Here is a 25,348-nt window from a genome sequence, read left to right as displayed (position 1 = left end):
AAAATGGATAAAGCAGATATCTCCTGGTTGCTCGTCTCTACCCTGCTTGTATTGATGATGGCCGTACCCGGTCTGGCGATGTTCTATGGCGGCCTGGTACGCAGCAAGAACGTGTTGTCCGTACTGCTGCAAGTGTTGTGCACGTTCGTGCTGGGCCTGGTCCTCTGGTTCATCTATGGATATTCCCTCGCGTTCACGGAAGGCAATGCCTTCTTCGGCGGCCTGTCGCGCGCCTTCTTCTCGGGCATGTTCAACCCGGCCGACGGCACGTATGCCATGTCGAATAGCCTGACCGAGCTGCTGTTCGCCTCGTTCCAGGCCACGTTCGCCGGCATCACGTGCGCGCTGGTCGTCGGCAGCTTCGCCGAACGCGCCCGCTTTTCGGCGGTGCTGGTGTTCACGGTGATCTGGTTCACGTTTGCCTACGTTCCCATTGCGCACATGGTGTGGTTCGCCTCCGAAACCGCGCCGGGCCTGCTGAACGCCCAGGGCGCGCTGGACTTCGCAGGCGGCACGGTGGTGCACATCAACGCCGGCGTGGCCGGCCTGGTGGGCGCCTACGTGGTCGGCAAGCGCGTGGGGTATGGCCGCGAAGCCATGCAGCCGCACAACCTGCCGATGACCTTCGTGGGCGCTGCCCTGCTGTGGGTGGGCTGGTTTGGCTTCAACGCCGGCTCCGCGCTGGCCGCCAATGAAAACTCCACCCTGGCCTTCTTCAATACGATGATCGCCACCGCGGGCGCCGTCCTGGCCTGGCTGTTCACGGAATGGGCCATCAAGGGCAAGCCCTCGATGCTGGGTGCCGCTTCCGGCGCCATCGCCGGCCTGGTCGGCATCACTCCCGCCGCTGGCCTGGTTGGCCCGGTGGGCGCCTTGATCATCGGCGTGATTGCCGGCGTGGTCTGCGTCTGGGGCGTGAACGGCCTGAAGCGCCTGCTGCGCGCCGACGATGCGCTGGACGTGTTCGGCATCCACGGCGTGGGCGGCATTGTCGGCGCCCTGCTGACCGGCGTGTTCAATGCCCAGGTCTTCGGCGGCCCCGGCCTGGCCGAACCCGGCATGATCGCCCACCAGGTGTGGGTCCAGCTCGAAGGCGTGCTGCTGACCATCGTCTGGTCCGGCGTGGTGGCATGGATTGCGTACAAGATCGCCAACGCCCTGTGCGGCCTGCGCGTGCCGGAAGACCAGGAACGCGAAGGCCTGGACGTCACCAGCCACGGCGAGTCCGCCTACCACAGCTAATCGCTGCAACACCCCGCTGCGCCTCGCAGCGGGGTAGGCATCAAGAAAAGAGCCCTTCATCACGAAGGGCTCTTTTTTATTTGCTACACCGCAAAAAATCAGACTGGACCGAGGGCATCCAGGTCGACGGGTAGCGCCCGATTCAGCGCCGCCGCCACCTTGATGCGCAGCGCGTTGGAATGCGCCCGGCGGATTTCGCGTTTGACGTCCAGGAGCTGCTGGGGGTGCATCGAGAACTCGGTCAGGCCCAGTCCAAGCAGCAGTCGCGTCATGCGCGAGTCGCCCGCCATTTCGCCGCAGACGGCGACCGGCTTGCCCGCACGTTCGCCGGCGTTGATGGTGTTGGCCACCAGGCGCAGGACCGCGGGGTGCAGCGGATCGTACAGCCCCGCCACATCGTGGTCGCCCCGGTCGATGGCGAGCGTGTATTGAATCAGGTCGTTGGTGCCGATGGACAGGAAGTCCAGCGCCTGGGCGAAGGGTTCGATCGCAATGGCGATCGCGGGAACCTCGACCATGGCGCCCACTTCCATGTGCGGCGCATAGGCCTGGCCCCGGGCATCGAGCTCGCGCCGGGCAGCCTCGATCGCGGCCTTGGTGGCCACGACCTCATGCATATGGGAGATCATCGGGATCAGCAGCCGCACCGGCCCGTGGGCCGAGGCGCGCAGGATCGCCCGCAACTGGGTCGCGAACATTTCCGGACGCGCGAGGCAATAGCGGATGGCGCGCTGGCCCAGCGCGGGGTTGGTGGCGACGGTGGCCTCGCCGTCCAGGGTCTTGTCCGAACCGATGTCCAGGGTACGGATCGTGACAGGCCGGCCGGCCATGACCTTCACGACAGAGGCATAGGCCTCGTACTGTTCTTCTTCGCCGGGCAGGTCCGGCCGCCCCATGAAGAGGAATTCGCTGCGAAAGAGCCCGATGCCATGCGCGCCGGACGCCAGCGCAATCGCGGCTTCGTCCGGCAGCTCGATGTTGGCATGCAGGACGATGTCGATCCCGTCCAGGGTGATGGAGGGCTCGTCGCGCAAGAGGCTGAGCTCCGCGCGCTCGTCCGCGTAGACGGCTTGCCGGCGGCGGTATTCCTCGAGGATGCGGTCCGATGGATTGACCACCACCGCGCCGACGGAACCGTCGATGATCAGCATGTCGCCGTCGCGGACCAGTTCGCGCACATTGCCCATTGCGACCACCGCGGGCACGCCCATGCTGCGCGCGACGATCGCCGTGTGCGAGGTCGGGCCGCCCAGGTCGGTGACGAAGGCGGCGAACCGGCCGCCGCGCAGACGCAGCATGTCCGCGGGAGAGATATCGTGCGCCACCACGACCAGGGCGTCGTCGCCGCCCATGTGGGACATGTCGGGCAGGATGGCCGAGGTGCCCGCCAGGACATGCAGCACACGTTCGATCACCTGGCGCACGTCCGCCCCGCGCTCGCGCAGGTATTCGTCCTCCATGGCGTCGAACTGCTGCCCCAGGATCTGGCCCTGCGTCGTCAGCGCCCATTCGGCGTTGTAGTGGCGCTCGGCGATCAGGGCAAGCGTCTGTTCGGCCAACAGGGGGTCGCCCAGCAACAGGCTGTGGACATTGAGCATCGCACCCAGTTCGCGCGGCGCGTCGGCCGGCAGCGTGTCGGCCAGTTGCAGCAGTTCCTGCTGCGCCGATGCCAGGGCTTGGGTCAGGCGGCTGCTTTCGGCGGGCACGTCTTCCGGCGCGATGCGGTAGTGCGCGACTTCCAGCGCGGCGGCGCCCATGACGACGGCGCGGCCGATGGCGTATCCCTTGGCGACGCCTTTTCCGTACAGACACACAACGGGGCTGGCAGAGCCAGCCCCGTTGCGAGCGTCGGAGGGGGACGCGGACGAACCGGCCGAAGCGGGGCCCCGGCCGGTTGCTTCAGAAGGCATTCTATTCCTGCTCACCGAATTTGCTGTCGAACAAGGTTTCGATTTCGGAAAGGGCCTGCTCGGCATCGCTGCCGGAAGCCTCCAGCTTGACCGTCACGCCGAGCCCGGCTGCGAGCATCATGACGCCCATGATGCTTTTGGCGTTCACACGCTGCGCACCCCGGGAGATGAAGATTTCGCTGGAGAACTTGCTTGCAAGCTGCGTCAGCTTGGCGGCGGCCCGAGCGTGCAATCCCAGTTTGTTGCTGATGACAATGTCAGTATTAGGCATAGGAAAGAGGATGACCGCGGGCTACGCCGCGGTGTTGATCGCAGCCAATCGTCGAACCGATCTTCGGCTAGAAATAATAGCCGACATAATAGGGCAATTTTCCGCCCGTCAGTCTACACGCAAGACGCCCTGCACCCCGCCGGCGAGCGCCTTTTCGCGCGTCTCGGCCAGCGGCAGGTTGCGGTAAGTCAACGCCCGCAGCAGCATCGGCGTGTTGAGCCCCGCCAGCACACAGCACTGGATGCCCTGGGCCTGGGCATCGGCGACGGCGCGCTTGGAAATATTGGCGGGCGTGGCGCCGATCAGGTCGGTCAGCACCAGCACGCCGCCCCCATGGTCCTGTTCGAGGATGTCTTTCAGGACATCCGGCGCCAGGTCGTCCGGCAGGTCTTCCGGCTGGATGTCATGGATTGCGAGCATGCCGTCCAGATTGCCCATGACGTGGCTCGCGCACTCGCGCATGGCGGCGCCCAGGGGCGCATGCACGACGATCACAATACCCGTTGTCATGTTGGTTCCGGGGAATCAGGCTGCGGCGGCGCCGGGCGCGGCGGCACCGGCCACCGCCTTTTCCAGCGCCTGCACGAACATGCCGGCGACGTCGAAGCCGGTCTGTTCGGCGATTTCCACGAAACAGGTGGGACTGGTGACGTTGACCTCGGTGACGTAGTCGCCGATGACGTCCAGGCCGACCAGCAGCAGGCCGCGGGCCGCCAGCTTGGGCGCCACGGCCTCGGCGATCTCGCGGTCGCGCGGGGACAGCTCTTGCGCCACGCCCCGGCCGCCGGCGGCCAGATTGCCGCGCGTCTCGCCCGCCAGAGGGATGCGGGCAAGCGAATACGGCACAGGTTCGCCGCCGATCAGCAGGATGCGCTTGTCGCCCTTGACGATGTCGGGAATGTAGCGCTGCGCCATGATGGTGCGCGCGCCGTTGTCGGTCAGCGTTTCCAGGATGGCGTTCAGGTTGGGATCCTTGGGCTGCAGGCGGAACACGCCGGTGCCGCCCATGCCGTCCAGCGGCTTGACGATGACGTCCTGGTGCTTGTCATGAAAAGCTTTCAGGCGGGCCATGTTGCGCGTCACCAGCGTGGGCGCGGCGAACTCGCTGATCTCGGTGATGGCCAGCTTTTCGGGGTGGTTGCGGATGGCCGCCCCCCCGTTGAACACGCGCGCGCCCTGGGCTTCGGCGTATTCGAGCAGGTGCGTGGAATACACGTATTCCATGTCGAAAGGCGGGTCCTTGCGCATCACGACCGCGCCGAAATCGGCCAGCGGCAGATCCCGCGCGGCGGATTCGCGCCACCAGTCGTTGCCGTGCAGGTCGGCATCCCCGACCAGCTCGATCGGGGTGGTGGACGCCTTGACGATGCCCGCCTCGATATAGAGGTCGCCCTGCATGGCCACGCTGAGCGTGTGACCGCGCGCCACGAGGGCCCGCATCATGGCGACAGAACTGTCCTTGTACGCTTTGAGCAGCGGCAAGGGATCCAAAACGAACAAAACGTGCATCGCGACACCCTGAACGGACGCCGCCTCCCCTCGCGGGAAGGCGGCTATGCTTTGTGACATCGTAGCCCAGAGCCGCCCAATAAGCGAACCCGCCGGTCACGAGACGGACACGGCGGGTTGCAGGAATGGAAGGCTGGGCCTTGCCTAAACGGGTACGGCCGGCGCTCAGGCCGCCGATTCAGGCTTGCCCGCAGGCACGGCCTTCTTCTTCGGCGCCAGCACCATGACCATCTGACGGCCTTCGAGCTTGGGCATGGCTTCGACCTGGGCAAGTTCCAGCAGATCGTCGCGCACACGTTCAAGCACTCGCATACCGAGTTCCTGGTGAGCCATTTCGCGGCCACGGAAACGCAGCGTCACCTTGGCCTTGTCGCCTTCCTCGAGGAAGCGGCGCAGGTTGCGCAGCTTGACCTGATAGTCACCCTCGTCGGTCGCCGGACGGAACTTCACTTCCTTGACCTGGATGACCTTCTGCTTGGAACGGGCTTCGGCTTGGCGCTTTTGCTCTTGGTACTTGAACTTGCCGTAGTCCATCAAACGGCAGACCGGGGGCTCGGCGTTCGGCGCGATTTCCACCAGATCCACGTCGCTTTGCTCGGAAAGGCGGAATGCCTCGGCAATCTTGACGATGCCCAGCTGTTCTCCGTCCAGACCTATCAGGCGCACCTCGGGGACGCGGATTTCACCGTTGATGCGATTGGCTTTTTCAGTGGCGATGTTGAAAGCTCCTAGAAATGTTAAGCAGCGCTGCTATCAGGTTGATTGACGTCGCGGCGGGTGGCCACGTCCTCGGCCAACCGCGCGACGAAGTCGTCGTAAGCGATGGCGCCAAGGTCCAGGCCGCCCAGTCCACGTACGGCGACAGTGCCGTTTTGTTTTTCCTTGTCGCCGACGACAAGAATGTACGGCACCTTTTGCAGGCTGTGCTCCCGAATTTTACGAGTGATTTTTTCACCGCGCAAATCGGACTCTACTCTAAAGCCTTGTTTTTTCAGGCTTTGCGTAATTTGGGCCGCGTAATCGGCCGAAGGTTCGGAAATGCAACACACCACGGCCTGCACCGGAGCCAGCCAGGGCGGCATGGCGCCGGCGTGGTTTTCGATCAACATGCCGATGAAACGCTCGAGCGAACCGAGGATCGCGCGGTGCAGCATGACCGGGGGACGGCGCTGGTCGTTCTGGTCCACGTACTCGGCGCCCAGGCGCACGGGCATGGAGAAATCCACCTGGATCGTACCGCATTGCCAGTGACGGCCGATGGCATCCTTGAGTGTGTATTCCACCTTGGGACCGTAGAACGCGCCCTCGCCCGGGGAAATTTCGAACTCGCAGCCAGTGCGGCGCAGGCTTTCCATCAGGGCGGATTCGGCCGTATCCCAGACCTCGTCCGAGCCGATGCGCTTTTCAGGGCGCGTGGCGACCTTGTACAGGACTTCGGTGAAGCCGAAGTCGCGGTAGACCTTTTGCAGCAGGGCCGTGAAATCGGCGCACTCGTCCTGGAGCTGGTCTTCGGTACAGAAGATGTGGCCGTCGTCCTGGGTAAAGCCGCGCACGCGCATCATGCCGTGCAGCGAGCCCGAGGGTTCGTTGCGATGGCATTGGCCGAATTCACCGTAGCGCAGGGGCAGCTCGCGGTAGGAATGCAGGCCGGCGTTGAAGATCTGCACGTGGCCCGGGCAGTTCATCGGCTTCAGGCCATAGACGCGGTTTTCGGACTCGGTCGTGAACATGTTTTCACGATAGTTGTCCCAGTGGCCGGTCTTTTTCCAGAGCGAAATGTCCAGGATCTGCGGCGCCTTGACTTCCTGGTAGCCGTTGTCGCGATACACGCTGCGCATGTACTGCTCGACCTGCTGCCACAGGGTCCAACCCTTGGGATGCCAGAAGATCAGGCCGGGCGCTTCGTCCTGGAAGTGGAACAGGTCGAGTTCGCGGCCGATCTTGCGGTGATCGCGGCGCTCGGCTTCTTCCAGCATGTGCAGGTAGGCTTCCTGCTCTTCCTTGGTCGCCCAGGCGGTGCCGTAGATGCGCTGGAGCATCTCGTTCTTGCTGTCGCCGCGCCAGTAGGCGCCGGCCACCTTCATCAGCTTGAAGACCTTGAGCTTGCCCGTGGACGGCACGTGCGGGCCGCGGCACAGGTCGATGAAGTCGCCTTCACGGTACAGGCTGAGCGTCTCGTTGGAGGGGATCGACGCGATGATCTCCGCCTTGTACTTTTCGCCGATGCTCTTGAAGAACTCGACGGCGTCGTCGCGCGACCATTCTTCGCGCGTGACGACTTCGTCCTTCTTGGCCAGTTCGGCCATCTTCTTTTCGATGGCGGCCAGGTCTTCGGGCGTAAAGGGGCGCTTGTACGAGAAATCGTAGTAGAAGCCGTTATCGATCACGGGGCCGATGGTGACCTGCGCATCCGGGAACAGTTCCTTGACCGCGTAGGCCAGCAGGTGCGCCGTGGAATGGCGGATCAGATCCAGGCCATCGGCGTCCTTGGCGGTCACGATGGCCAGGCGGGCGTCGCCCTCGATGCGGAAACTGGTGTCGACGAGGCGGGATTCGGCGCCGTCAACCGTCACGCGGCCGCCCAAGGCCGCCTTCGCCAGGCCCGTACCGATCGATTGCGCCACTTCGGCGACCGTTACCGGCCCCGGAAATTGGCGCTGCGAACCATCGGGCAATGTGATCTGTACCATCGGGAGTGCTTCCTGGGGTTCTTGGAACTGAAAAATCGAAAAACAGAAACGAAAAACGCGGCTTCAAAGCCGCGTTCATTTGATTGTCTTGATGAGTCCTACCGCTGACCTGACACGGTGAAACCCGACGCACGAAAAAACTAACGCGACATAGGGCGAAAGTTCCGGGTCGTAGTTCGTGCGGGCGGGAAAAACATGTCTTTTGGGACCGGTTGGAAGGCGCCGCCGGGCGGCGCTCAGCACATACAGCAAAACAAATGCAGCCTTGAAAGCTGCATGGATCGTTGCCGATTGTAGCACCGTTTGCGGCTCGTTCGTGGCGAAAACGCGACGGCGGACAGCCAGGGGACTGCATCGTCTGGCAGCGGGCTTTATAACGCCACGTTTGCCGTTTTTCGACCCTCTCTGGATCCCGCTGGTATATGTGTCCCGAATTTCCGCCAGACCGATGGTGCATCGGTCTGATTTTGCCCCCTCTCTCGTCCGAACCGCCCATCGAGAACGTAATCTGCCCACGAAATTCAAGGACCCGCTGGGACCCGCGCCGCCCTCCCGCCACCCTGCGCACGGGCTTGCCGGCGACCCATTTTCCGATCGTGGAGCAACGATGAATCCGGTTTCAGAGTCAGCAAGCCAGGCGCCCCGCCCCTCGCCCCACGAACGCCCGGACACGCCGGCAAACGGCCCCGGCACGCGTCGCCATTTGCTGCTGTCGCGGCCGCCCCCGCTCATACGCGTAGCCATCCTGGACGACCATCCCGTGGTGGCGCTGGGTGTCGGCGCCTTCCTGGAAAGCCGCCCGGGCTTTCAGGTCCTGCATCGCGAGACCTCATCGCGCGCGCTGCTGGAAAAGCTGGCGGAGGCGCCGTGCGACGTGGCGCTGATCGACTTCTACCTGCCCCTGGAACCTTGGGACGGCGTCAATTACCTGCGCCGGGTGCGGCGCTACCACCCCAACATGGCGATCATCACGTTCTCGGCGGGCAACCGGCTTGAGACCGAGTACGCGGCCTATCGCGCGGGCGCCAATGGCTACCTGGCCAAGCAGTCAGGCATGATCCTGCTGCCGGACATGATCCGCGGCGTCGTGGGCGCCAAGGCCCCGTTCCTGTCGGTTCAGGACGGCAAGATCCGCAGTTCGCCTCCGCCTGCGCCGCACGCGCTGCTGACGACGTCCGAAGTGGAGATCCTGCGCCACATCCGGCAGGGGCTGTCGGTCACGCAGATCGCCGAACGGCTGGTCCGCAGCAAGAAGACCGTCAGCACCCACAAGCGGCGGGCCATGCGCAAGCTGCAGCTCTCGGACGACCTGTCGCTGGCGCTTTATCTGCGCGACAAGTTCGCCGAGTGAGCGGAGCGGCGCCTTGGCGGACCTGAAATCAGATGATGCGCGAGTAGGTGGCGCCCGTGGCGGCGGTGCGCAGGTAGCCGTCGAACGCCATGGCCACCGCGCGCACGAAGTACCAGCCCAGGCCGGTCACTCGCAATTCGCCCAGATGCAGGTTCACCAGCCCGAGTTCGGCCAGGCTGGCCATCTGCGACAGCTCTCGGCTGAAGTAGTCGCCAAATTTCAGTCCATGGCGCGCCTCGACCCGGGCGTAGTCCACGCGCCCCTGGCACATGATGTCCATGATGACGTCGCGGCGAACCAGGTCGTCGGGACTGAGCGCCAGACCGCGTTCGACCGCGAACTTGCCGCCTTCGATGGCCGCGTAATAGTCGTCAAGCACCTTGGCGTTCTGGCTGTAGGTGTTGCCGATGCGTCCGATGGCCGACACGCCAAGCGCGACGAGATCACGGTCGGGCTGCGTGCTGTAGCCCTGGAAGTTGCGGTGCAGTTCGCCGCGTTGCTTGGCGATCGCCAGCGCGTCGGTATTCAGCGCGAAATGGTCCATCCCGATGTAGGTATAGCCCTGCGCCAGAAAACCCTGGATGGCCGAACTGAGCAGTCCCACGCGCGTGGCGCGGTCGGGAAGGTCTGCTTCATGAATGCGGCGCTGGGGCTTGAAGCGCTCGGGCAGGTGCGCGTAGGCGTAGAGCGCGATGCGGTCCGGGCGCAGCGCGATGACCTGCTCGATGGTCCGGGCAAACGATTCTGTCGTCTGCAGCGGCAGGCCGTAGATCAGGTCCACGTTGACCGAGGCGTAGCCCAGCGCACGGGCGCTGCGCATCAACGCGGCCACGTCCTCGTACGACTGGACACGATGCACCGCCACCTGGACCCGCTTGTCAAAATCCTGCACACCGAAGCTGAGCCGGTTGAAGCCCAGCGTCTGCAGGTAGGCCAGGCGTTCGGGCGTTGCCGTGCGGGGATCGACTTCGATGGAGATCTCGGCGTCCGGCTCGAAGCGAAAAGCGCCGCGCAGGTCCGTCATCAGCCGGGCCAGTTCTTCGTCGGACAGGAACGTCGGCGTTCCCCCTCCGAAGTGCACTTGCGACACCGGCACTCCCGAGCCCAGTTCCCGCACGTGCAAGGCTATTTCCCGGGCCAACGCATCGAGGTAGCGCGCCGCCCGGTCGTGGTGGCGCGTCACCACCTTGTTACAGGCGCAGTAATAGCAGACGGATTCACAGAACGGGACGTGGACGTACAGCGACAGCGGCTCGTCCGGACTGGCGGCGCGCCGCTGCTGCAGCGCGAGGCGATAGTCCTGGTCCCCGAAGCCTGCGTGATACCGGTCCGCCGTCGGGTACGAGGTGTACCGCGGGCCGTTCTTATCCAACCGGGCCAGCAGTTGCGGGGGAAAAAACGGCTCGGCGTTGGCGGGCGCCGGCGATTCCGAAGGTTGTGGGCGTAGGACGGCTTGCATAGCCTGGATTATTCGCCTGTGCGCACGCCCGCGACTTGATCTTGCGCAAACCCCGGGTGCCTGTCCTGCCGCCGGGCAAGCGGCCATGCGGCGCGGCCGGCCAGGCGCGGCCAGCCCGGCGCGGCCCTAAAATGCGGCGATTCAAGCCGCAAAACAAGGACGCGACAATGGAAACCGAACTGGAAGGCCGCCTGCTGGCCATGCGCCAGGCGCTGGCGATCGCCATCGCCCTCTCCACCCGCAGCAGCCCCCAGGCCACCGACATGGCGCTGGAACTGCTGGACGACCTGAAGGCCAACCTGGACAGGACGCCGGCGGACAGCCCGTTTGAAAAGCCCGAGTGGGTGGTGGGCGCGCACGATGAGCTCGACGGCATCGCCCGCCTGGTACGGGCCTTCACCCAGACCCCCGACCCCGACGAAGACGCGCAGTAATGTCGCGCCTGGCCGGGCGGCGACGGCCCGGCCATCGCCCGTGCCCTTTCGCCGGCAGCCTGTCGGCCCCCACGTCGCCGCCAACGTGCTGCCGCCCCTATCCCATCTTCTACTCGCCCAAAATTAGGTCCAAACTGGCCTGACCACCAGACGAACAGCGGTGGTATCCCTCACATCGTTTTCCCTGAAACGTGTGGTTTTTCCTTTTATTTCAATAGCGAGGTGCCTATATTGGTGGCCTGACCACCAGACCAACGTTTCGTGCAGACCGCCCGATGAGCACCTTCCAAGCCGTCGCAGTCACTCGCCTGTACCGCATGATCGCCGACCAGATCGCCGGGCGGATCAGGGCTGGCGATTTCCCCCGGGGTCGGCGGCTGCCTTCGGAAAGAGACCTGGCCGAACAGTTGCAGGTCAGCCGCGCGTCGATCCGCGAAGCGTTGATCGCGCTTGAGATCGAGGGTTATGTAGAGGTCCGCGTCGGCACCGGCGTGTTCGTCGCCGACAAGGAAGGCAGCGCCGGGGCCCCCGGCGGCGGCCCGATCGCCGACGCGGCGCACAGCGCCGACGACATCGGCCCGTTCGACCTGCTGGAAGCCCGTCTCATCATCGAACCCGAATGCGCCGGCATGGCCGCGCAGCACGCCACGCCGGCCCAGCTTGCCGCGATCCGCGAGGCCCACGAGGGCATGTCGCTGACCGACGCGCCGGGACGCCACGACCGGGAGTTTCATAGCGCCATCGCGGCCGCATGCGGCAACGCCGCGCTGGCCGCGTCGGTGGCCCATCTGTGGAACCTGACGCAGTCCAGCTCGGTGTACCGCCGGATGCAGGACTACTTTGTCGACGCCAAGGTGTGGGCCGTGGCCCACGCCGAACACCAGCGCATCCTGGCCGCCATCGTGGCGCGCGACCCCATCCGCGCGCGCCATGCGATGCACGCGCACCTGCTTGGCATCCTGGCGCGGTTGCGCGAGGACTTTGCCGACCTTTCCCATCACCGAGGCGACCTATGACGACTCCCCCCCTGTCCATCGACGGCAATCGGCTGTGGCAGTCCTTGATGGACCTGGCGCGGATCGGCGCCACCCCCAAGGGCGGCAACTGCCGCCTGGCCCTGACCGCGCTGGACGGACAGGGCCGCGACCTGGTCACCGGCTGGATGCGCGACGCCGGACTGACGGTGCGCGTGGACCAGGTCGGCAACATCTTCGCCCGGCGCGCCGGGCGCAATGACAGCCTGCCGCCGGTCATGACGGGCAGCCACATCGACACCCAGCCCACCGGCGGCAAGTTCGATGGCTGCTATGGGGTGCTGGCCGGGCTTGAGGTCATGCGCACGCTCAATGACGCGGGCGTGCAGACCGAAGCGCCGCTGGAAGTGGCCATCTGGACCAACGAAGAAGGTTCGCGCTTCGTGCCCGTCATGATGGGCTCGGGCGTCTTTGCCGGGAAATTCCCGCTTGAAACCGCCCTGTCCGCCCGGGACGCGCAGGGCATCAGTGTGCGCGACGAACTCCAGGCCATCGGCTACGCGGGCACCGACCCCGTGGGCGGGCGCCCGGTGGACGCCTATTTCGAGGCGCATATCGAACAAGGCCCGATCCTCGAGCACGAGGAAAAGACCATCGGCGTGGTGACCGGGTCGCTCGGCCTGCGTTGGTACGACGTTACGGTGACGGGCATGGAAATGCATGCCGGCCCGACGCCCATGGCGATCCGGCGCGACGCCCTGTTCGCCACGAGCTTCCTGCTGCAGGCCGTCGTGAACATCGCGAATACCCACCAGCCCCATGGGCGCGGCACCGTGGGAGAGATTCATGCGCATCCGGGCTCGCGCAATGTGATTCCCGGGCAGGTCCGATTCACCACGGACCTGCGCCATGAGGACGAAGCCACGCTGGAACGCATGGACCGGGAATGGCGGCGCGTGTGCGACGACATCGCGGTTGCCCACGGCGTACGCGTCGACGTGAAGGACGTGCAGTATTTCCCGCCGACGCCGTTCGACCACGATCTGGTCGACAAGGTGCGCAAGGGCGCCGCGGACCGCGGCCTGCCCGCCATGAACATCGTCACCGGCGCCGGACACGATGCCGTCTACATGGCCGCCGTCGCACCCACGGCGATGATCTTCGTGCCCTGCAAGGACGGCGTCAGCCACAACGAAATCGAGGATGCCCGGCCGGACCACCTGGAGGCCGGCTGCAATGTGTTGCTCGACGCCATGGTGGCGCGGGCCAACGGCGCGCACGCGCGCCCATGACGCGGACCATCGCCATGCCCACACCCATACCCATACCCACACCGCCGCCGCAGGGCCAGCCCGATGAACCCTCCGGATAGCACGCCTTTACGGAACTCACGGATGGAACGCCGGGATAGACCGACCAAGCCGTAGCCAGCACGCCTGATTTGTCCAACAAAAATGCAAAGGGGAAAAAACTTGCAGCCGGACACTCACCGCACCGTTGCCGCCATCGAAGCCCGGGGGCCTTGCCCCGACCGGGCGCCGCCTGTCGCCTTGGCCATCCGCGCACCCAGCGCGGCGCCGCCCGGCGCCCGCCTGGGGCGCCGCGGCAGCGGGCCCGCCGCCCTCTCCCCGCACCGCTGAATTCGCCGCTTTGGTGCGCGGCGCCTTGTCCAGCATGTATCCAGCACCTGAAAGAAGCATTGTTGCAGCAGCTCCACCCGCAGTACCCGAGAAGCGCAGGTGGCATGAGGTTTGCTTGATTCGGCACGGCATCCGCCGCGCCCGAGCGGCCGCCTGTCAGACCCTTTCCAGCCCGGAGGCTCGCAGTGAAATCGAAAAAATGGTTTTCCCTAAGCATCGGCGCACTGGTCCTTGCGGCCGCGCTCCCCGCCACGCAGGCATTGGCCCAGACCAAGGGCGGCACGCTGAACATGATCGTCCAGCCGGAACCGCCGGTAATCGTCACGGCCATCAATCAGCAGGGGCCGACGCAGTTCGTCGCGGGCAAGATCTACGAGAGCCTGCTGACCTACTCCACCGACCTCAAGCCGCAGCCCGGCCTGGCCAAGTCCTGGGAAGCCGCCGCGGACGGGCTGACGTATACCTTCCATCTGCAGGACAACGTGAAGTGGCATGACGGCAAGCCCTTTACGTCCGAGGACGTCGTGTTCTCGCTGTCGGAAATGCTGCCCAAGACCCATGCGCGCGCCCGCGTCATCCTGAACAAGTTCGTGGAGTCGGTGCAGGCGCCCGACGCCAAGACGGTGGTCATCAAGCTGAAGACGCCGTTCCCGGCGTTCATGCTGATGTTCGAGCCGGGCTTTGCCCCGATGATGCCCAAGCATCTGTATGCGGGCACCGACTACATGACCAATCCGGCCAACCAGAAGCCCGTGGGCACCGGCCCCTTCGTGTTCAAGGAATGGAAGCGCGGCGAATACATCAAGCTGGCGCGCAACCCCGACTACTGGAAGCCCGGCAAGCCCTACCTGGACGAACTGGTGTTCAACGTGATTCCCGATTCGGCCTCGCGCGCCGTGGCCTTCGAACGCGGCAGCGTCGATGTGCTGCGCGGTGGCGATGTGGACAACGTCGACATCAAGCGCCTGCGCGGCCTGCCCAATGTGGAATACACCACCGCCGGCTGGGAGATGTTCTCGCCGCAGGCCTACCTGATCTTCAACATGCGCAAGCCGCCCTTCGACAACCTGAAGGTGCGCCAGGCCGTCATGGCGGCGATGAACCGCAACATGGTGGTCAACAACATCTTCTTCGGCCTGGGCAAGGTCTCGACGAGCCCCTTCGTGACCACGGAGATGTTCTATGACAAGAACATGCCGCCGATGCCGTTCGACATGAAGAAGGCGCGCGCGCTGATCAAGGAATCCGGTATCAAGCCGGGCGACTACACGATCCGCCAGTTGAGCTTTCCGTACGGCTCCACCTGGGACCGCCTGGGCGAATACACCAAACAGGCGCTGGAGCAGCTTGGCTTCAAGGTGAATGTGGAGTCCACCGATGCGGGCGGCTGGGCCAGCCGCACCGGCAATTGGGACTTCGACCTGACGACCAGCTTCATCTACCAATACGGCGATCCCGCGCTGGGCGTGCAGCGGCTGTATGTCTCGTCGAACATCGTCAAGGGCTCGCCCTTTGCCAACGTGCAGGGCTACAGCAACCCCGAGACCGACAAGCTGTGGGAGGCCGCCGCTTCCGAGGTCGACCCGGCCAAGCGCCAGGCGCTCTACACCAAGATCCAGACGACGCTGGTCAACGAGGTCGCCAACGGCTTCCTGGTGGATATGGAATTTCCCACCCTGTATCGCGCCAACGTGAAGAACCTGGTGAAGACCGCCATCGGCCTGAATGACTCGTTCGACGACGTCTACATCGAAAAGAAGTAAGCGCCCCCGAGCCGCCGCCGCGGGGCTTCCCGCGGCGGTGGAGCCTGGCCGCGCGACGGGCATGCTTGTCGCTGGCGCGCCCGTCCTGAAAGGATCCGAAGCATGAGATTCCTGTCTTTCCTGTTGTCCCGCATCGGCAAGGCCCTGGTGGTCGTGCTGGGCGTGGTGATCATCAACTTTTTCCTGATCCGGCTCGCGCCCGGCGATCCCGCCGCCGTGCTGGCGGGCCAGGCCGGCGCGGGCGACGCGGCCTATGTAGAGCAGTTGCGCGTGGCCTTCGGCCTGGACAAGCCGGTCCTGACGCAGCTGTTTCTCTACCTGAAGGGCGTGGTCCAGCTCGACCTGGGGTTTTCCTACCGCAACCATGTGCCGGTGCTGGACCTGATCGTCGAACGCCTGCCGGCCACGTTCCTGCTCATGTCCTGCGCCTTTGTCTTCTCCATCGTGCTGGGCGTGCTGCTGGGCGTCGTGGCCGCCAAGGCACGCTACCGCAACAAGCGCCGCTGGATCGACAGCTCGGTGATGACCGGCGCGCTGCTGCTGTACGCCACGCCGCTGTTCTGGCTGTCGCTGATGGGCATCCTGCTGTTCTCGGTGGTGCTGGGCTGGCTGCCCGCGTTTGGCATGGAAACCGTGGGCGCGAACCTGACGGGCTGGGCGCGCGCGGTCGACATTGCGCAGCACCTGGTCCTGCCCACCGTGACGCTGGGCTGCTTTTTCATGGCGGTCTATGTGCGGCTGACCCGCGCGTCGATGCTGGAAGTGATCGGCATGGATTTCGTGAAGACGGCGCGCGCCAAGGGCGTGAGCCCCAGCCGCGTGATCCGCGCGCACGTGCTGCGCAACGCGCTGCTGCCGGTGATTACGTTCGCGGGCATCCAGCTCGGGCAGATGGCGGGCGGCGCGGTCCTGACGGAAACCGTGTTCGCGTGGCCCGGCATCGGACGCCTGATGTTCGACGCCCTGCTGCAACGGGACTACCAGCTCTTGCTGGGGATCTTCCTGGTCACCTCCATCATGGTCGTGGTGTTCAACCTGCTGACCGACGTGCTTTACCGCCTGATCGATCCGCGCATCGGCGCGGGCGCGCAGCAAGGAGCCTCCGCATGAAGTCATTTGCCCGACGTTACCTGCGCAACTACGGAGCGGTGGCCGGCCTGGTCATCATGCTGATCGTGGTGGCCGTGGCCCTGGCGGCGCCCCTGCTCTACGAAGAGTCGCCCTGGATGATGGTGGCCGACCCGCTCATCCCGCCCTTCACCAACGCGGACTATCCGTTCGGCACCGACATGCTGGGCCGCGACATCACCGCCGGCCTGGTCTGGGGCGCGCGGGTGTCCCTGATGGTGGGCCTGCTGTCGACCGCCGTGGCGCTGCTGTTCGGCATTCTGGTCGGATCGGTGGCCGGCTATTGCGGCGGCCGCGTGGACGACGCGCTGATGCGCTTCACCGAGTTCTTCCAGACCATTCCGCAATTGGCGATGGCGGTCGTGCTGGTCGCCATCCTGAGCCCGTCGGTGTATTCGATCATGGGCGCGATCGCGGTCGTGTCCTGGCCGCCCGCGGCGCGGCTGGTCCGCTCGGAGTTCATGACGCTCAAGCAGCGCGAATTCGTGCAGGCGGCGATCGTGATCGGACAGACGCCCGCGCGCATCGTGGGGACGCAGATCCTGCCCAACGCCATGTCGCCCATCATCGTGTCGGCCTCGTTCATGGTGGCGACCGCCATCCTGACGGAATCGTCGCTGTCCTTTTTGGGACTGGGCGACCGCAACCTGATGAGCTGGGGTTTCATGATCGGCGCGGCGCGCACCATGATCCGCGAGGCGTGGTGGATGAGCGTGTGGCCCGGCGTGGCCATCCTGCTGACCGTGCTGGCCATCAACCTGATCGGGGAAGGCCTGAACGATGCCCTCAACCCGCAACTGCGCAAGCGCGGCGAATAGGAGACCGGCATGAGTACAAATCCAGAAACCGCGCCGCTGCTGTCCATCCAAAACCTGACCATCGCGCTGCCCCGGGGCGGCGACCGCCCCTACGCCGTGCAGGACGTGTCGTACGACATCCGCGCCGGCGAGATCCTGTGCATCGTCGGCGAATCCGGCTCGGGCAAGTCCATGAGCGCCAACGCCATCATGGGACTGCTGCCCGACTACCTGACGCCGCAGCAGGGCCGCATCCTGTTCCGCGGCCAGGACCTGCTGCGGCTCGACGAGCCCGCCCTGCAGGCCATGCGCGGCAAGGACATGGCGATGATCTTCCAGGAGCCCCTGTCGGCCCTGAACCCGCTGATGACCGTCGGCGAGCAGATCAGCGAGGTGATGCGCGTGCACGACGCCTATCCGGGCGCGGCGCGCCTGAAACGCACGCTGGAACTGCTTGAATTCGTGGGGCTGCCCGATCCGGCCACGCTGTATCACGTGTATCCGTTCCGGCTGTCCGGCGGCCAGCGGCAGCGGGTCATGATCGCCATGGCGCTGGCGCTGGAGCCGGCGCTCCTGATCGCCGACGAGCCCACGACCGCGCTGGACGTCACCACGCAGGCGCAGATCCTGGCGCTGATCGCGCGCATCCAGAAAGAAAAAGGCATGGGCGTGATGTTCGTCACCCACGACTTCGGGGTGGTGGCCGAGATCGCCCACCGCGTCGCGGTCATGGAAAAGGGCGTGCTGGTCGAGCAAGGCCCCGCCAGCGAGGTGCTCAACCGGCCCCGCCACCCTTACACCCAGCGCCTGATCGCGGCGGTGCCGCACCGCCGCGGCGAGGAACGCGCCGAAAGCGCCAACGACCGGCCGGTGCTGGAAGTCAAGGACCTGAAGAAGACCTACGTGATCGGCCACGGCTGGCTGGGCGGCAAGCGCGAGGTACATGCGGTGGACGGCGTGAGCTTTGCCGTGCGGCGCGGCGAGACGCTGGGCATCGTGGGCGAATCCGGATCGGGCAAGTCCACCATAGGCAAATGCCTGCTGAAGCTGGTGGGCATCAACGCCGGCCAGCTGCTCTTTGACGGCCAGGACATCGCCGCCCTGTCCGAATCGCGCTTTCGGCCGATGCGGCATCAGATCCAGATGATCTTCCAGGACCCGTTCGCCTCGCTCAACCCCCGCCACACCGTGGGCCGCATCATCAGCGACGGCCCCGTTGCCAACGGGGTACCCCGCGCGCAAGCCGAGGCCCGGGTGCGCGAGCTGCTGTCGCTGGTGGGCCTGGACCCGTCCGCCTTCGACCGCTACCCGAACCAGTTTTCGGGCGGCCAGCGCCAGCGCATCGGCATCGCGCGCGCCCTGGCGCTGGAGCCCAAGGTGTTGGTCGCCGACGAATCGGTGTCGGCGCTGGACGTCTCGGTGCAGGCGCAGGTGCTGCAACTGCTGCACGACCTGCAGCAGCGGCTGAAGATCGCGCTGGTGTTCATCACCCATGACCTGCGCGTGGCGGCGCAGATCTGCAATTCGGTGCTGGTCATGCACCGGGGCAAGGTCGTGGAGTACGGATCGCCCGCGCAGATCTTCGACAACCCGCAGCACGCCTACACGCGCCAGTTGATCGCCGCCGTGCCGGGCCAGCACTGGGACCCCACCAAGGCGCAAGCCGCCTGACCCGGCAGCAACCATTCACCGACTACCAGGAGAACTTCCATGCAACGCCCCGCCGCCGTTCCCACCGTGCAGATCGACAACGAGCTGGTCACCGTCACCGAGTGGCGCTTTCCCCCAGGCGGAGAGACGGGCTGGCACCGCCACGGCATGAACTACGTGGTCGTGCCGCAAACCACCGGCCCCCTGCTGCTGGACACCCCCAACGGCCAGGTCACCAGCCAGCTCACCACCGGCGTGGCGTACTACCGGCCGGTGGGCGTCGAGCACAACGTCATCAACCCGAGCGACACGGAATTCGTGTTCGTCGAAATCGAACTCAAGCGGGCCTGAGCCCGCGCATCCGGCTCCCACCGCGACGGCCGCTACGAGGATATCCATGAAGGCGTTTTTCTCCGAAGAACAGTTGCTCCATTCCCCCCGCCAGTTCATGCGGCTGGGGCGCATTACCGCGCCGACCGACCTGCCGTCCCGCGCGGAAAGCCTGCAAGGCGCGCTGGCGGCCCGGGGCATTCCGGTCGAAGCGCCCGCCGACTACGGCCGCAAGCCGCTCGAGCATGTCCACAGCACGGATTACCTGGACTACCTGGAAACCGCCTATGCGCGCTGGCAGGCCTTGAAGGCGCCCGGCGTCGATCCGGGTCCGGAGGTGCTGCCCAACCTCTCGCCCTATTACAACGGGCGTATCGACCAGGCTGGGCGAGGCCCCTGCCCATCCCCGTCCATCGTGGCGCAGACCGGCTACTACCTGAGCGACCTGTCCTGCCCCATCGGGCCGCAGACCTGGCGGTCGGCCCTTCGGTCCACCCATAGCGCGGTGGCGGCGGCGGACCACGTCGCGGGCGCGGGCAGCGTGGCGTACGCGCTGTGCCGGCCGTCGGGCCACCACGCCCACCGCGACCGTGCCGGCGGCTTCTGCTACCTGAACAGCAGCGCCACCGCGGCCAGCCGGCTGCTGCAGACGTGGTCGAAAGTAGCGGTGCTGGACGTGGACGCGCATCACGGCGACGGCACGCAGAACATTTTCTACCAGCGCGCGGACGTGATGACGGTATCGCTGCACGCCGACCCGGCGGGCTACTACCCCTTCTACACCGGCTACGCGCACGAACGCGGGCATGGCGCGGGCGAAGGATTCAACATGAACCTGCCGCTTGCGCATGGCAGCGGCAACCCCGAATTCCTCCGGGCGCTGGACACCGCCCTGGACGCGCTGGCGGGCTACGCGCCGCAGGCGCTGGTGCTGGCGCTGGGATTCGACACCTACAAGGACGATCCCATCAGCGTGCTCAAGCTGGACATCGACGCCTATCTCGACATCGGCGCGCGTGTCGCCAGCCTGCGCGTGCCGACCGTGGTGGTACAGGAAGGCGGCTACATGGTCGAAGCGATCGGGCCGGCGCTGGATGCGTTTCTCCAGGGTTACGGCCGTGGCGGCGCCTGACCGCGCGCCCGCCGCATGAGCGCCCTGCCCGGCTCGCTGCCCGCCCGCAGCACCACGCGCCAGACCGGCATTCTGCTGTTCTTCGCGGCGCTGGTGGCCTTTGCCACCTTCGACGCGGGGGCCAAGCAGATGCTGGAGCGCTATCCGGCGCCCTTCCTGAACGTGATGCGCTACCTGGCGGTGGTGACGCTGGCGATCGCAATGCTGTGGCGCCATGGGCGCGGCCTGCGCCTGCGCGACGCGCCGGAAAAGCCGCTGCTGGTGCTGCGCGGCGTCATGCTAGCCACCGTGGCCACCTGCTTCATGACGGCCCTGATCTGGATGCCGCTGTCCGAAGCCACCGCCATCTATTTCACGGCCCCGCTCCTCATGGTCGCGCTGTCGCCGTGGCTGTTGGGCGAACGCGTGCGCCCGGCGCAATGGGGCGCCGTCGCCGCCGGCTTTGCCGGCATGCTGCTGATCGTGCGGCCGGGCGCCGACCTGCCGCTGCTGGGGACGCTGCTGATGGCCGTGTCGGCCGTCAGCTACGCCATCTTCCAGGTACTGACGCGCAAGCTGTCCAACAAGGTGCCCGGGCCGGTGCAATATGCGTACACGGCCTTCATCTGCCTGATCGTGACCGCGCTGCCGGCGCCGTTCTTCCTGCCCGATCCGTGGCCCGGACCGGCCGACACGGCCATCATCATCGCACTGGGCGCCTGCAGCGGACTGGCGCAGATCCTGCTGATCGCCGCCTTCCAGCGCGTATCGGCCGCGACGCTTGCCCCGCTGAATTATTTCCAGCTTCTGCTGGCCGTGGGCTTCAGCACGTTCTGGTTCCAGCGCCCGCCCGACGCGCTGGCGTTGGCGGGCATGGGGCTGATCATGGCATCGGGGGTGTTCCTGGCGCTGCGCCGGGCGGGGTGACGCGCCCTCGAGCCCGACCGCCGGGCTCAGCTCGTTTCGCGCTGGACCAGCGTGAAGCCCAGGTCCACGTGCCGTTCCAGCACCGTCTCTCCCGCCAGATGCCGCATCAGCAATTGCGCGGCCGACAGGCCGATCCGGTAGCGCGGAGTCGCGATGGTGGACAGCGGCGGCGTGGTCCAGGCCGTGCCCGCGAGGTCGTGGAAACCGATGATCGCCATCTGTTCGGGCACGCGCAGCCCCTGGCGGCCGCACTGGAACACCGCGCCCTGCGCCAGGTCGTCGTTGCAGAAGAACACGGCGTCGCAATCGGGATGGCGCGTGTGCAGGTCTTCCATCAATGCCGCCCCCAGGCTGATGGAGGACTTTTCCGGCGTCATGATCTCCAGCGTTGCGTCGTACAGGCCGGCGTCGCGCAGCGCCTGGCGGCAACCCTCGCAACGGCGCAGCGAGCGCGGGTCCAGTTGCGCGCCGACGATGCCGATGCGGCGATAGCCGCGCTCGACCAGGTGGCGGCCGGCGGCGTAGCCCGAGTCGAACTGCGAGAACCCGACGCTCATGTCCTCGGCGCCATCCAGCGTCTCGATCGTGTGCACGGTCGGAATCGCCTGGGCGCGCAGCAGCTCCCAGACGCCCGGATTGTGGTCGATGCCCGTCAGAACCACCCCGTCGGGCGAATGCTGCAGGTACTTGCGCAGCAGGGCCTCTTCCTCGTCGGGCGAGTAGCCGGTCACGCCGATCAGCATGTGGTAGCCGTGCGTGTCCAGCACCTCTTTGATGCCCGTGATGATGTCCACGAACACCACGTTGCTCAGCGATGGGATGAGCACCACGATGGTCTGCGACCGCGCCGAGGCGAGCGCGCTGGCCGCGTGGTTCGGAACGTAGCCCAGTTCCTGGCAGACCCGGGCGATGTGCTGGCGCAGGTCTTCGGCCACCTTGTCCGGTGTGCGCAAGGCGCGCGACACCGTGATCGCGCTGACACCCACGCGGCGCGCGACATCCTGCATGGTGACGCGGCCGGCGCGCGAGCTTCGGGGTTTACGGACGGACATGGACCCTCGCGATGGGTGGGAAGCGCGTAGTCTGACGCAAAAATTAGGGGTTGCCAAAGCGAAAATGTTAGCGCTAACATTCCTGCCAGCATAATCCAGAAAATTCCGGGAAACGGAAGGAGACAAACATGCAAGCTTCCCCCTCGGGGCGGCCGGGACCCACGCGTCCCGGCCGTTCGTCGCTATCCCGCGCCGCGGACTGGTGCTTTGCGCTGCAGACCTGGCTGATGGTCGTCTGTCTGAGCGCCATGGTCGTGCTGCTGTTCGGCAACGTGGCGCTGCGCTATCTCTTTAACTCCGGCATCAACGTCTCCGACGAGATCTCCCGCCTGGCCTTCGTCTGGATGATTTTCCTGGGTGCGGTGATCGCGCTGCGGGAACACCAGCACATCGGCGTGACCATGCTGGTGGAACGCTTCGGCCCGGCCGCCCGCCGGGTGACGCACATCGCCTGCCAGTTGCTGATCCTGTGGGTGCTGTGGCTGATGGCCGAGGGAAGCTGGGTCCAGACCGCCATTGGCCTGGACACCGTGCTGCCCGTCACCGGCATGCCCGTAGCGGTATTCAGCGCGGCCGGGCTTTACGCCGCCGTGGCCATGGGCATCCTGACGCTCATCGATCTGGTCCGCGTGATCGCGGGCGGCCCGCTGCCGGCCGAGTCCAGCCCGGAAGACCCGGCCGTCTGACCCGGCCCTCCCCGCGCGCCTCCAACCATCCGCCCGGATACCTGCAATGATCCTGACCATTTTCCTCGTTGTGCTGCTGGGGCTGATCGGCCTGGGCATGCCGATCGCGTTCGCGTTGATCATCAGTGCGATCGTCATGATGTTCCAGCTGGATTTCTTCGACACCCAGCTCCTTGCCCAGAACATGTTGTCGGGCGCCAACAGCTTCACGCTGATGGCGGTGCCGCTCTTCATGCTGGCCGGCGAAGTCATGAACGCCGGCGGCATTTCGCGCCGCATCGTTCACCTGGCCAACACCTTCGTGGGCCACATCCAGGGCGGCCTGGGCTATGTGGCCATCTTCGCCAGCGTATTGCTCGCCTCGTTGTCGGGGTCGGCCGTGGCCGACGCGGCGGCATTGGGCTCGCTGCTGATCCCCATGCTGCGCGACAAGGGCTATGACGCCGGCCAGGCGTCGGGCCTGATCGCGGCCGGCGGCATCATCGCACCGATCATCCCGCCGTCGATCTCATTCATTATTTTCGGGGTCGCCACCAACGTGTCGATCACCAAGCTGTTCTTCGCCGGCATTGCGCCGGGCCTGATGATGGGCCTGACGCTGGTGACCATCTGGACCTGGGTGGCGCGCAAGCACGGCAGCATCACGCCTTCGCCACGCGAGCCCTGGAGCAATCGCTGGAAGGCGCTGCGCGGCTCCCTCTGGGCGCTCATGCTGCCGGTCATCATCATTGGCGGCCTGCGGGGCGGCATCTTCACGCCGACGGAAGCCGCCGTCGTCGCGGCCGTGTATGCGCTTCTGGTCAGCCTTTTCGTCTATCGGGAGATCGGGCTGCGCGACCTGGGCCGCCTTTTCATCAACGCCGCGCGCACCACTGCCGTGGTCATGTTTCTGGTGGCCGCCGCCATGGTCTCGTCGTACATGATCACCCTGGCCGATTTGCCGCAGGATCTGATCGCGCTGCTCGAGCCCGTCATGGACCAGCCCAAGCTGCTGATGTTCGCGCTGCTGATCCTGCTGACGCTGGTGGGCACGGTGATGGACCTGACCCCGACCATCCTGATCCTCGGTCCCGTGCTGATGCCCGTGGTCACCAAGGCTGGCATCGACCCCGTGTACTTCGGCGTCATGTTCGTCATGGTCGGCAGCGTCGGCCTGCTGACGCCCCCAGTGGGCACGGTGCTCAACGTCGTCTGCGGCGTCGCCCGCATCAATATGGAAACCATCTGCAAAGGGGTGTGGCGCTACGTCGTGGCCTACACCCTGCTGTTGATCCTGCTGGTGATCTTTCCCGAACTGATCACCGTACCCGCACGCTGGCTGCACTAGCGGCACCAGAAACCCCAAGGAGGAACACCATGATCAAGCATTTCAAGACCCGCATTCTTGTCCTGGCCACGGTGCTGTCCTGCACCGTCGCCGGCGTGGCCGCGGCCGCGGACGTCAAACCGCGCCTCATCCGCTTCGGCTACGGGCTGAACGAGGAAAGCGTGCAGGGCCGCGCGGCCCGCTACTTGGCGCAGGAACTCGAAAAAGCGAGCGGCGGCAAGCTCAAGATGAGGACCTTCGGATCGGCCAACCTGGGCTCCGATGAGCAGATGCAGAGCGCGCTGGTGGGCGGCGCGCAGGAAATGATGGTGGGTTCGACCGCCCCCCTGGCCGGCATGGTCAAGGAGTTTGGCGTGTTCGACCTGCCGTTTCTGTTCAACAGCGAAAAAGAAGCCGACGCGGTGCTGGACGGGCAGCTCGGCCAGGACCTCCTGAAAAAGCTCGAAGCCAAGGGGCTGGTCGGCCTGGTCTACTGGGAAAACGGCTTTCGCAACATGACCAATTCCAAGCGCCCGATCACGCGCGCCGAGGATCTGGAAGGGATCAAGCTGCGCGTCATGCAGAACCAGATCGCGCTGGGCGTCTTCAACACGCTGGGCGCCAATGCCGTGCCGATGCCGTTCTCGGAACTCTTCACCGCGCTGGAAACCCGCACGGTGGACGGCCAGGAAAATCCCATCACCACGATCCAGAGCAGCAAGTTCTATGAAGTGCAGCCCTACCTGACCATTACGCGCCACGTCTACACGCCGTGGGTGGTGATGGCCTCCAAGAAATGGTGGGACACCTTGTCGCCCGACGAGCAGAAGCTCATCCGGCAGGCCGCGGCGGCGTCGCGCGATTTCGAACGCAAGGACAGCCGCGCCGATTCCACCAAAGCCATGGGCACGCTGGAAAAGAACGGCATGAAGATCAACACGGTTTCGCCTGAGGAAGTCGCCCGCATGCGCCAGAAGGTGCAACCCGTGGTCGACAAGTACACCCAGGAACTCGGGCCGGAACTGGTCAAGCAGTTGAACGACGAAATCCAGAAGGCGCGCAACTAGCCCTGGCGGCCCGGACGCCGGTCCGGGCCTGTATGCAACCGAAGCAAGCGA

Annotated in this window: 23 protein-coding genes; 15 read left to right on the top strand and 8 right to left on the bottom strand. The window is 65.7% G+C overall.

Annotated features, from left to right (window positions below):
* The first annotated feature begins 3 nt into the window (after nt 1-3).
* Complete coding sequence (gene amt / locus BMW75_RS23685) at nt 4-1,242, top strand: ammonium transporter (RefSeq protein WP_076521649.1); 1,239 nt, start codon at nt 4-6, stop codon at nt 1,240-1,242.
* 98 nt (nt 1,243-1,340) lie between these two features.
* Here the strand turns inward: amt and ptsP are convergent, their stop codons facing one another.
* The 6 genes from ptsP to thrS all read right to left on the bottom strand — a co-directional run bounded on the left by ptsP (nt 1,341) and on the right by thrS (nt 7,622).
* A complete protein-coding gene (gene ptsP, locus BMW75_RS23680; protein WP_076522157.1) occupies nt 1,341-3,050 on the bottom strand; it encodes a phosphoenolpyruvate--protein phosphotransferase in 1,710 nt (569 codons plus the stop codon).
* Nucleotides 3,051-3,153: 103 nt separating this feature from the next.
* Complete coding sequence (locus tag BMW75_RS23675; RefSeq protein WP_006387993.1) at nt 3,154-3,423, bottom strand: HPr family phosphocarrier protein; 270 nt, start codon at nt 3,421-3,423, stop codon at nt 3,154-3,156.
* A 108-nt stretch (nt 3,424-3,531) separates the two neighbouring features.
* Nucleotides 3,532-3,933, bottom strand: a complete 402-nt coding sequence (locus BMW75_RS23670; RefSeq protein ID WP_076521650.1) for a PTS sugar transporter subunit IIA — start codon at nt 3,931-3,933, stop codon at nt 3,532-3,534.
* Between the two features lie 15 nt (nt 3,934-3,948).
* Entirely contained in the window at nt 3,949-4,932 is a 984-nt protein-coding gene (gene gshB, locus BMW75_RS23665; RefSeq protein ID WP_092582119.1) for a glutathione synthase, read from the bottom strand.
* 165 nt (nt 4,933-5,097) lie between these two features.
* Complete coding sequence (gene infC / locus BMW75_RS23660; protein WP_076521652.1) at nt 5,098-5,649, bottom strand: translation initiation factor IF-3; 552 nt, start codon at nt 5,647-5,649, stop codon at nt 5,098-5,100.
* Between the two features lie 20 nt (nt 5,650-5,669).
* Nucleotides 5,670-7,622 carry a threonine--tRNA ligase gene (thrS, locus tag BMW75_RS23655; protein ID WP_076521653.1) on the bottom strand — a complete coding sequence of 651 codons (1,953 nt, stop codon included), beginning with the start codon at nt 7,620-7,622 and terminating at the stop codon, nt 5,670-5,672.
* 607 nt (nt 7,623-8,229) lie between these two features.
* On the opposite strand from thrS, the gene BMW75_RS23650 reads away from it, so the two are divergent.
* A complete protein-coding gene (locus BMW75_RS23650) occupies nt 8,230-8,973 on the top strand; it encodes a response regulator (protein WP_076521654.1) in 744 nt (247 codons plus the stop codon).
* A gap of 28 nt (nt 8,974-9,001) precedes the next feature.
* Here BMW75_RS23650 and hemN read toward each other — a convergent pair whose 3' ends face one another.
* Complete coding sequence (gene hemN, locus BMW75_RS23645; RefSeq protein ID WP_092582118.1) at nt 9,002-10,432, bottom strand: oxygen-independent coproporphyrinogen III oxidase; 1,431 nt, start codon at nt 10,430-10,432, stop codon at nt 9,002-9,004.
* Nucleotides 10,433-10,599: 167 nt separating this feature from the next.
* Here hemN and BMW75_RS23640 point away from each other — a divergent pair, with 167 nt between their 5' ends.
* The 10 genes from BMW75_RS23640 (at nt 10,600) to BMW75_RS23595 (ending at nt 21,186) form a co-directional block, all read left to right on the top strand.
* Complete coding sequence (locus BMW75_RS23640) at nt 10,600-10,866, top strand: hypothetical protein (RefSeq protein ID WP_076522159.1); 267 nt, start codon at nt 10,600-10,602, stop codon at nt 10,864-10,866.
* A gap of 275 nt (nt 10,867-11,141) precedes the next feature.
* Nucleotides 11,142-11,882 (top strand): FadR/GntR family transcriptional regulator, encoded by a 741-nt coding sequence (locus tag BMW75_RS23635; protein ID WP_092582117.1) that lies wholly within the window; start codon nt 11,142-11,144, stop codon nt 11,880-11,882.
* On the top strand, nt 11,879-13,132 hold the full coding sequence (locus tag BMW75_RS23630) for a Zn-dependent hydrolase (protein WP_092582116.1): 1,254 nt from the start codon (nt 11,879-11,881) through the stop codon (nt 13,130-13,132). The genes BMW75_RS23635 and BMW75_RS23630 overlap by 4 nt, the downstream gene beginning before the upstream one ends.
* A 533-nt stretch (nt 13,133-13,665) precedes the next feature.
* Nucleotides 13,666-15,243: an ABC transporter substrate-binding protein gene (locus BMW75_RS23625; protein WP_092582115.1), complete on the top strand. Its 1,578-nt coding sequence runs from the start codon at nt 13,666-13,668 to the stop codon at nt 15,241-15,243.
* 102 nt (nt 15,244-15,345) lie between these two features.
* Nucleotides 15,346-16,353, top strand: a complete 1,008-nt coding sequence (locus BMW75_RS23620; RefSeq protein WP_175493254.1) for an ABC transporter permease — start codon at nt 15,346-15,348, stop codon at nt 16,351-16,353.
* Nucleotides 16,350-17,189, top strand: coding sequence for an ABC transporter permease (locus BMW75_RS23615; protein ID WP_076521659.1), 840 nt, complete (start codon nt 16,350-16,352; stop codon nt 17,187-17,189). The genes BMW75_RS23620 and BMW75_RS23615 overlap by 4 nt, the downstream gene beginning before the upstream one ends.
* A 9-nt stretch (nt 17,190-17,198) precedes the next feature.
* Nucleotides 17,199-18,839, top strand: coding sequence for an ABC transporter ATP-binding protein (locus BMW75_RS23610; protein WP_092582113.1), 1,641 nt, complete (start codon nt 17,199-17,201; stop codon nt 18,837-18,839).
* Between the two features lie 39 nt (nt 18,840-18,878).
* A complete protein-coding gene (locus BMW75_RS23605; protein WP_092582112.1) occupies nt 18,879-19,169 on the top strand; it encodes a cupin domain-containing protein in 291 nt (96 codons plus the stop codon).
* Between the two features lie 46 nt (nt 19,170-19,215).
* Nucleotides 19,216-20,280, top strand: coding sequence for a histone deacetylase family protein (locus tag BMW75_RS23600; RefSeq protein ID WP_092582111.1), 1,065 nt, complete (start codon nt 19,216-19,218; stop codon nt 20,278-20,280).
* 15 nt (nt 20,281-20,295) lie between these two features.
* Nucleotides 20,296-21,186: a DMT family transporter gene (locus tag BMW75_RS23595; protein WP_092582110.1), complete on the top strand. Its 891-nt coding sequence runs from the start codon at nt 20,296-20,298 to the stop codon at nt 21,184-21,186.
* A 26-nt stretch (nt 21,187-21,212) separates the two neighbouring features.
* On the opposite strand, the gene BMW75_RS23590 is transcribed toward BMW75_RS23595, so the two are convergent.
* Nucleotides 21,213-22,238 (bottom strand): HTH-type transcriptional regulator GntR, encoded by a 1,026-nt coding sequence (locus BMW75_RS23590; protein WP_076521664.1) that lies wholly within the window; start codon nt 22,236-22,238, stop codon nt 21,213-21,215.
* 128 nt (nt 22,239-22,366) lie between these two features.
* On the opposite strand from BMW75_RS23590, the gene BMW75_RS23585 reads away from it, so the two are divergent.
* Genes BMW75_RS23585 through BMW75_RS23575 form a run of 3 tightly spaced genes read left to right on the top strand, consistent with a single transcriptional unit; the run spans nt 22,367 to nt 25,297 of the window.
* Entirely contained in the window at nt 22,367-22,924 is a 558-nt protein-coding gene (locus BMW75_RS23585; RefSeq protein WP_092582109.1) for a TRAP transporter small permease, read from the top strand.
* A 46-nt stretch (nt 22,925-22,970) separates the two neighbouring features.
* On the top strand, nt 22,971-24,251 hold the full coding sequence (locus BMW75_RS23580; protein ID WP_092582108.1) for a TRAP transporter large permease: 1,281 nt from the start codon (nt 22,971-22,973) through the stop codon (nt 24,249-24,251).
* Nucleotides 24,252-24,280: 29 nt separating this feature from the next.
* Nucleotides 24,281-25,297 (top strand): TRAP transporter substrate-binding protein, encoded by a 1,017-nt coding sequence (locus BMW75_RS23575; RefSeq protein ID WP_092582107.1) that lies wholly within the window; start codon nt 24,281-24,283, stop codon nt 25,295-25,297.
* Nucleotides 25,298-25,348: the final 51 nt, after the last annotated feature.

Source organism: Achromobacter sp. NFACC18-2, from assembly GCF_900108985.1.
Classification (GTDB): Bacteria; Pseudomonadota; Gammaproteobacteria; order Burkholderiales; family Burkholderiaceae_B; genus Achromobacter.
Note: the sequence above shows the minus strand (reverse complement) of the source record. Positions and strands in the feature narration are given on the sequence as shown.

What these genes read in the sequence shown, in the direction of transcription:
- amt (WP_076521649.1), top strand. Translation starts at nt 4, where the DNA reads ATGGATAAAGCAGATATCTCCTGGTTGCTCGTCTCTACCCTGCTTGTA.
- BMW75_RS23675 (WP_006387993.1), bottom strand. Translation starts at nt 3,423, where the DNA reads ATGCCTAATACTGACATTGTCATCAGCAACAAACTGGGATTGCACGCT.
- BMW75_RS23670 (WP_076521650.1), bottom strand. Translation starts at nt 3,933, where the DNA reads ATGACAACGGGTATTGTGATCGTCGTGCATGCGCCCCTGGGCGCCGCC.
- gshB (WP_092582119.1), bottom strand. Translation starts at nt 4,932, where the DNA reads ATGCACGTTTTGTTCGTTTTGGATCCCTTGCCGCTGCTCAAAGCGTAC.
- thrS (WP_076521653.1), bottom strand. Translation starts at nt 7,622, where the DNA reads ATGGTACAGATCACATTGCCCGATGGTTCGCAGCGCCAATTTCCGGGG.
- BMW75_RS23650 (WP_076521654.1), top strand. Translation starts at nt 8,230, where the DNA reads ATGAATCCGGTTTCAGAGTCAGCAAGCCAGGCGCCCCGCCCCTCGCCC.
- hemN (WP_092582118.1), bottom strand. Translation starts at nt 10,432, where the DNA reads ATGCAAGCCGTCCTACGCCCACAACCTTCGGAATCGCCGGCGCCCGCC.
- BMW75_RS23640 (WP_076522159.1), top strand. Translation starts at nt 10,600, where the DNA reads ATGGAAACCGAACTGGAAGGCCGCCTGCTGGCCATGCGCCAGGCGCTG.
- BMW75_RS23635 (WP_092582117.1), top strand. Translation starts at nt 11,142, where the DNA reads ATGAGCACCTTCCAAGCCGTCGCAGTCACTCGCCTGTACCGCATGATC.
- BMW75_RS23630 (WP_092582116.1), top strand. Translation starts at nt 11,879, where the DNA reads ATGACGACTCCCCCCCTGTCCATCGACGGCAATCGGCTGTGGCAGTCC.
- BMW75_RS23620 (WP_175493254.1), top strand. Translation starts at nt 15,346, where the DNA reads ATGAGATTCCTGTCTTTCCTGTTGTCCCGCATCGGCAAGGCCCTGGTG.
- BMW75_RS23615 (WP_076521659.1), top strand. Translation starts at nt 16,350, where the DNA reads ATGAAGTCATTTGCCCGACGTTACCTGCGCAACTACGGAGCGGTGGCC.
- BMW75_RS23610 (WP_092582113.1), top strand. Translation starts at nt 17,199, where the DNA reads ATGAGTACAAATCCAGAAACCGCGCCGCTGCTGTCCATCCAAAACCTG.
- BMW75_RS23605 (WP_092582112.1), top strand. Translation starts at nt 18,879, where the DNA reads ATGCAACGCCCCGCCGCCGTTCCCACCGTGCAGATCGACAACGAGCTG.
- BMW75_RS23600 (WP_092582111.1), top strand. Translation starts at nt 19,216, where the DNA reads ATGAAGGCGTTTTTCTCCGAAGAACAGTTGCTCCATTCCCCCCGCCAG.
- BMW75_RS23595 (WP_092582110.1), top strand. Translation starts at nt 20,296, where the DNA reads ATGAGCGCCCTGCCCGGCTCGCTGCCCGCCCGCAGCACCACGCGCCAG.
- BMW75_RS23590 (WP_076521664.1), bottom strand. Translation starts at nt 22,238, where the DNA reads ATGTCCGTCCGTAAACCCCGAAGCTCGCGCGCCGGCCGCGTCACCATG.
- BMW75_RS23585 (WP_092582109.1), top strand. Translation starts at nt 22,367, where the DNA reads ATGCAAGCTTCCCCCTCGGGGCGGCCGGGACCCACGCGTCCCGGCCGT.
- BMW75_RS23580 (WP_092582108.1), top strand. Translation starts at nt 22,971, where the DNA reads ATGATCCTGACCATTTTCCTCGTTGTGCTGCTGGGGCTGATCGGCCTG.
- BMW75_RS23575 (WP_092582107.1), top strand. Translation starts at nt 24,281, where the DNA reads ATGATCAAGCATTTCAAGACCCGCATTCTTGTCCTGGCCACGGTGCTG.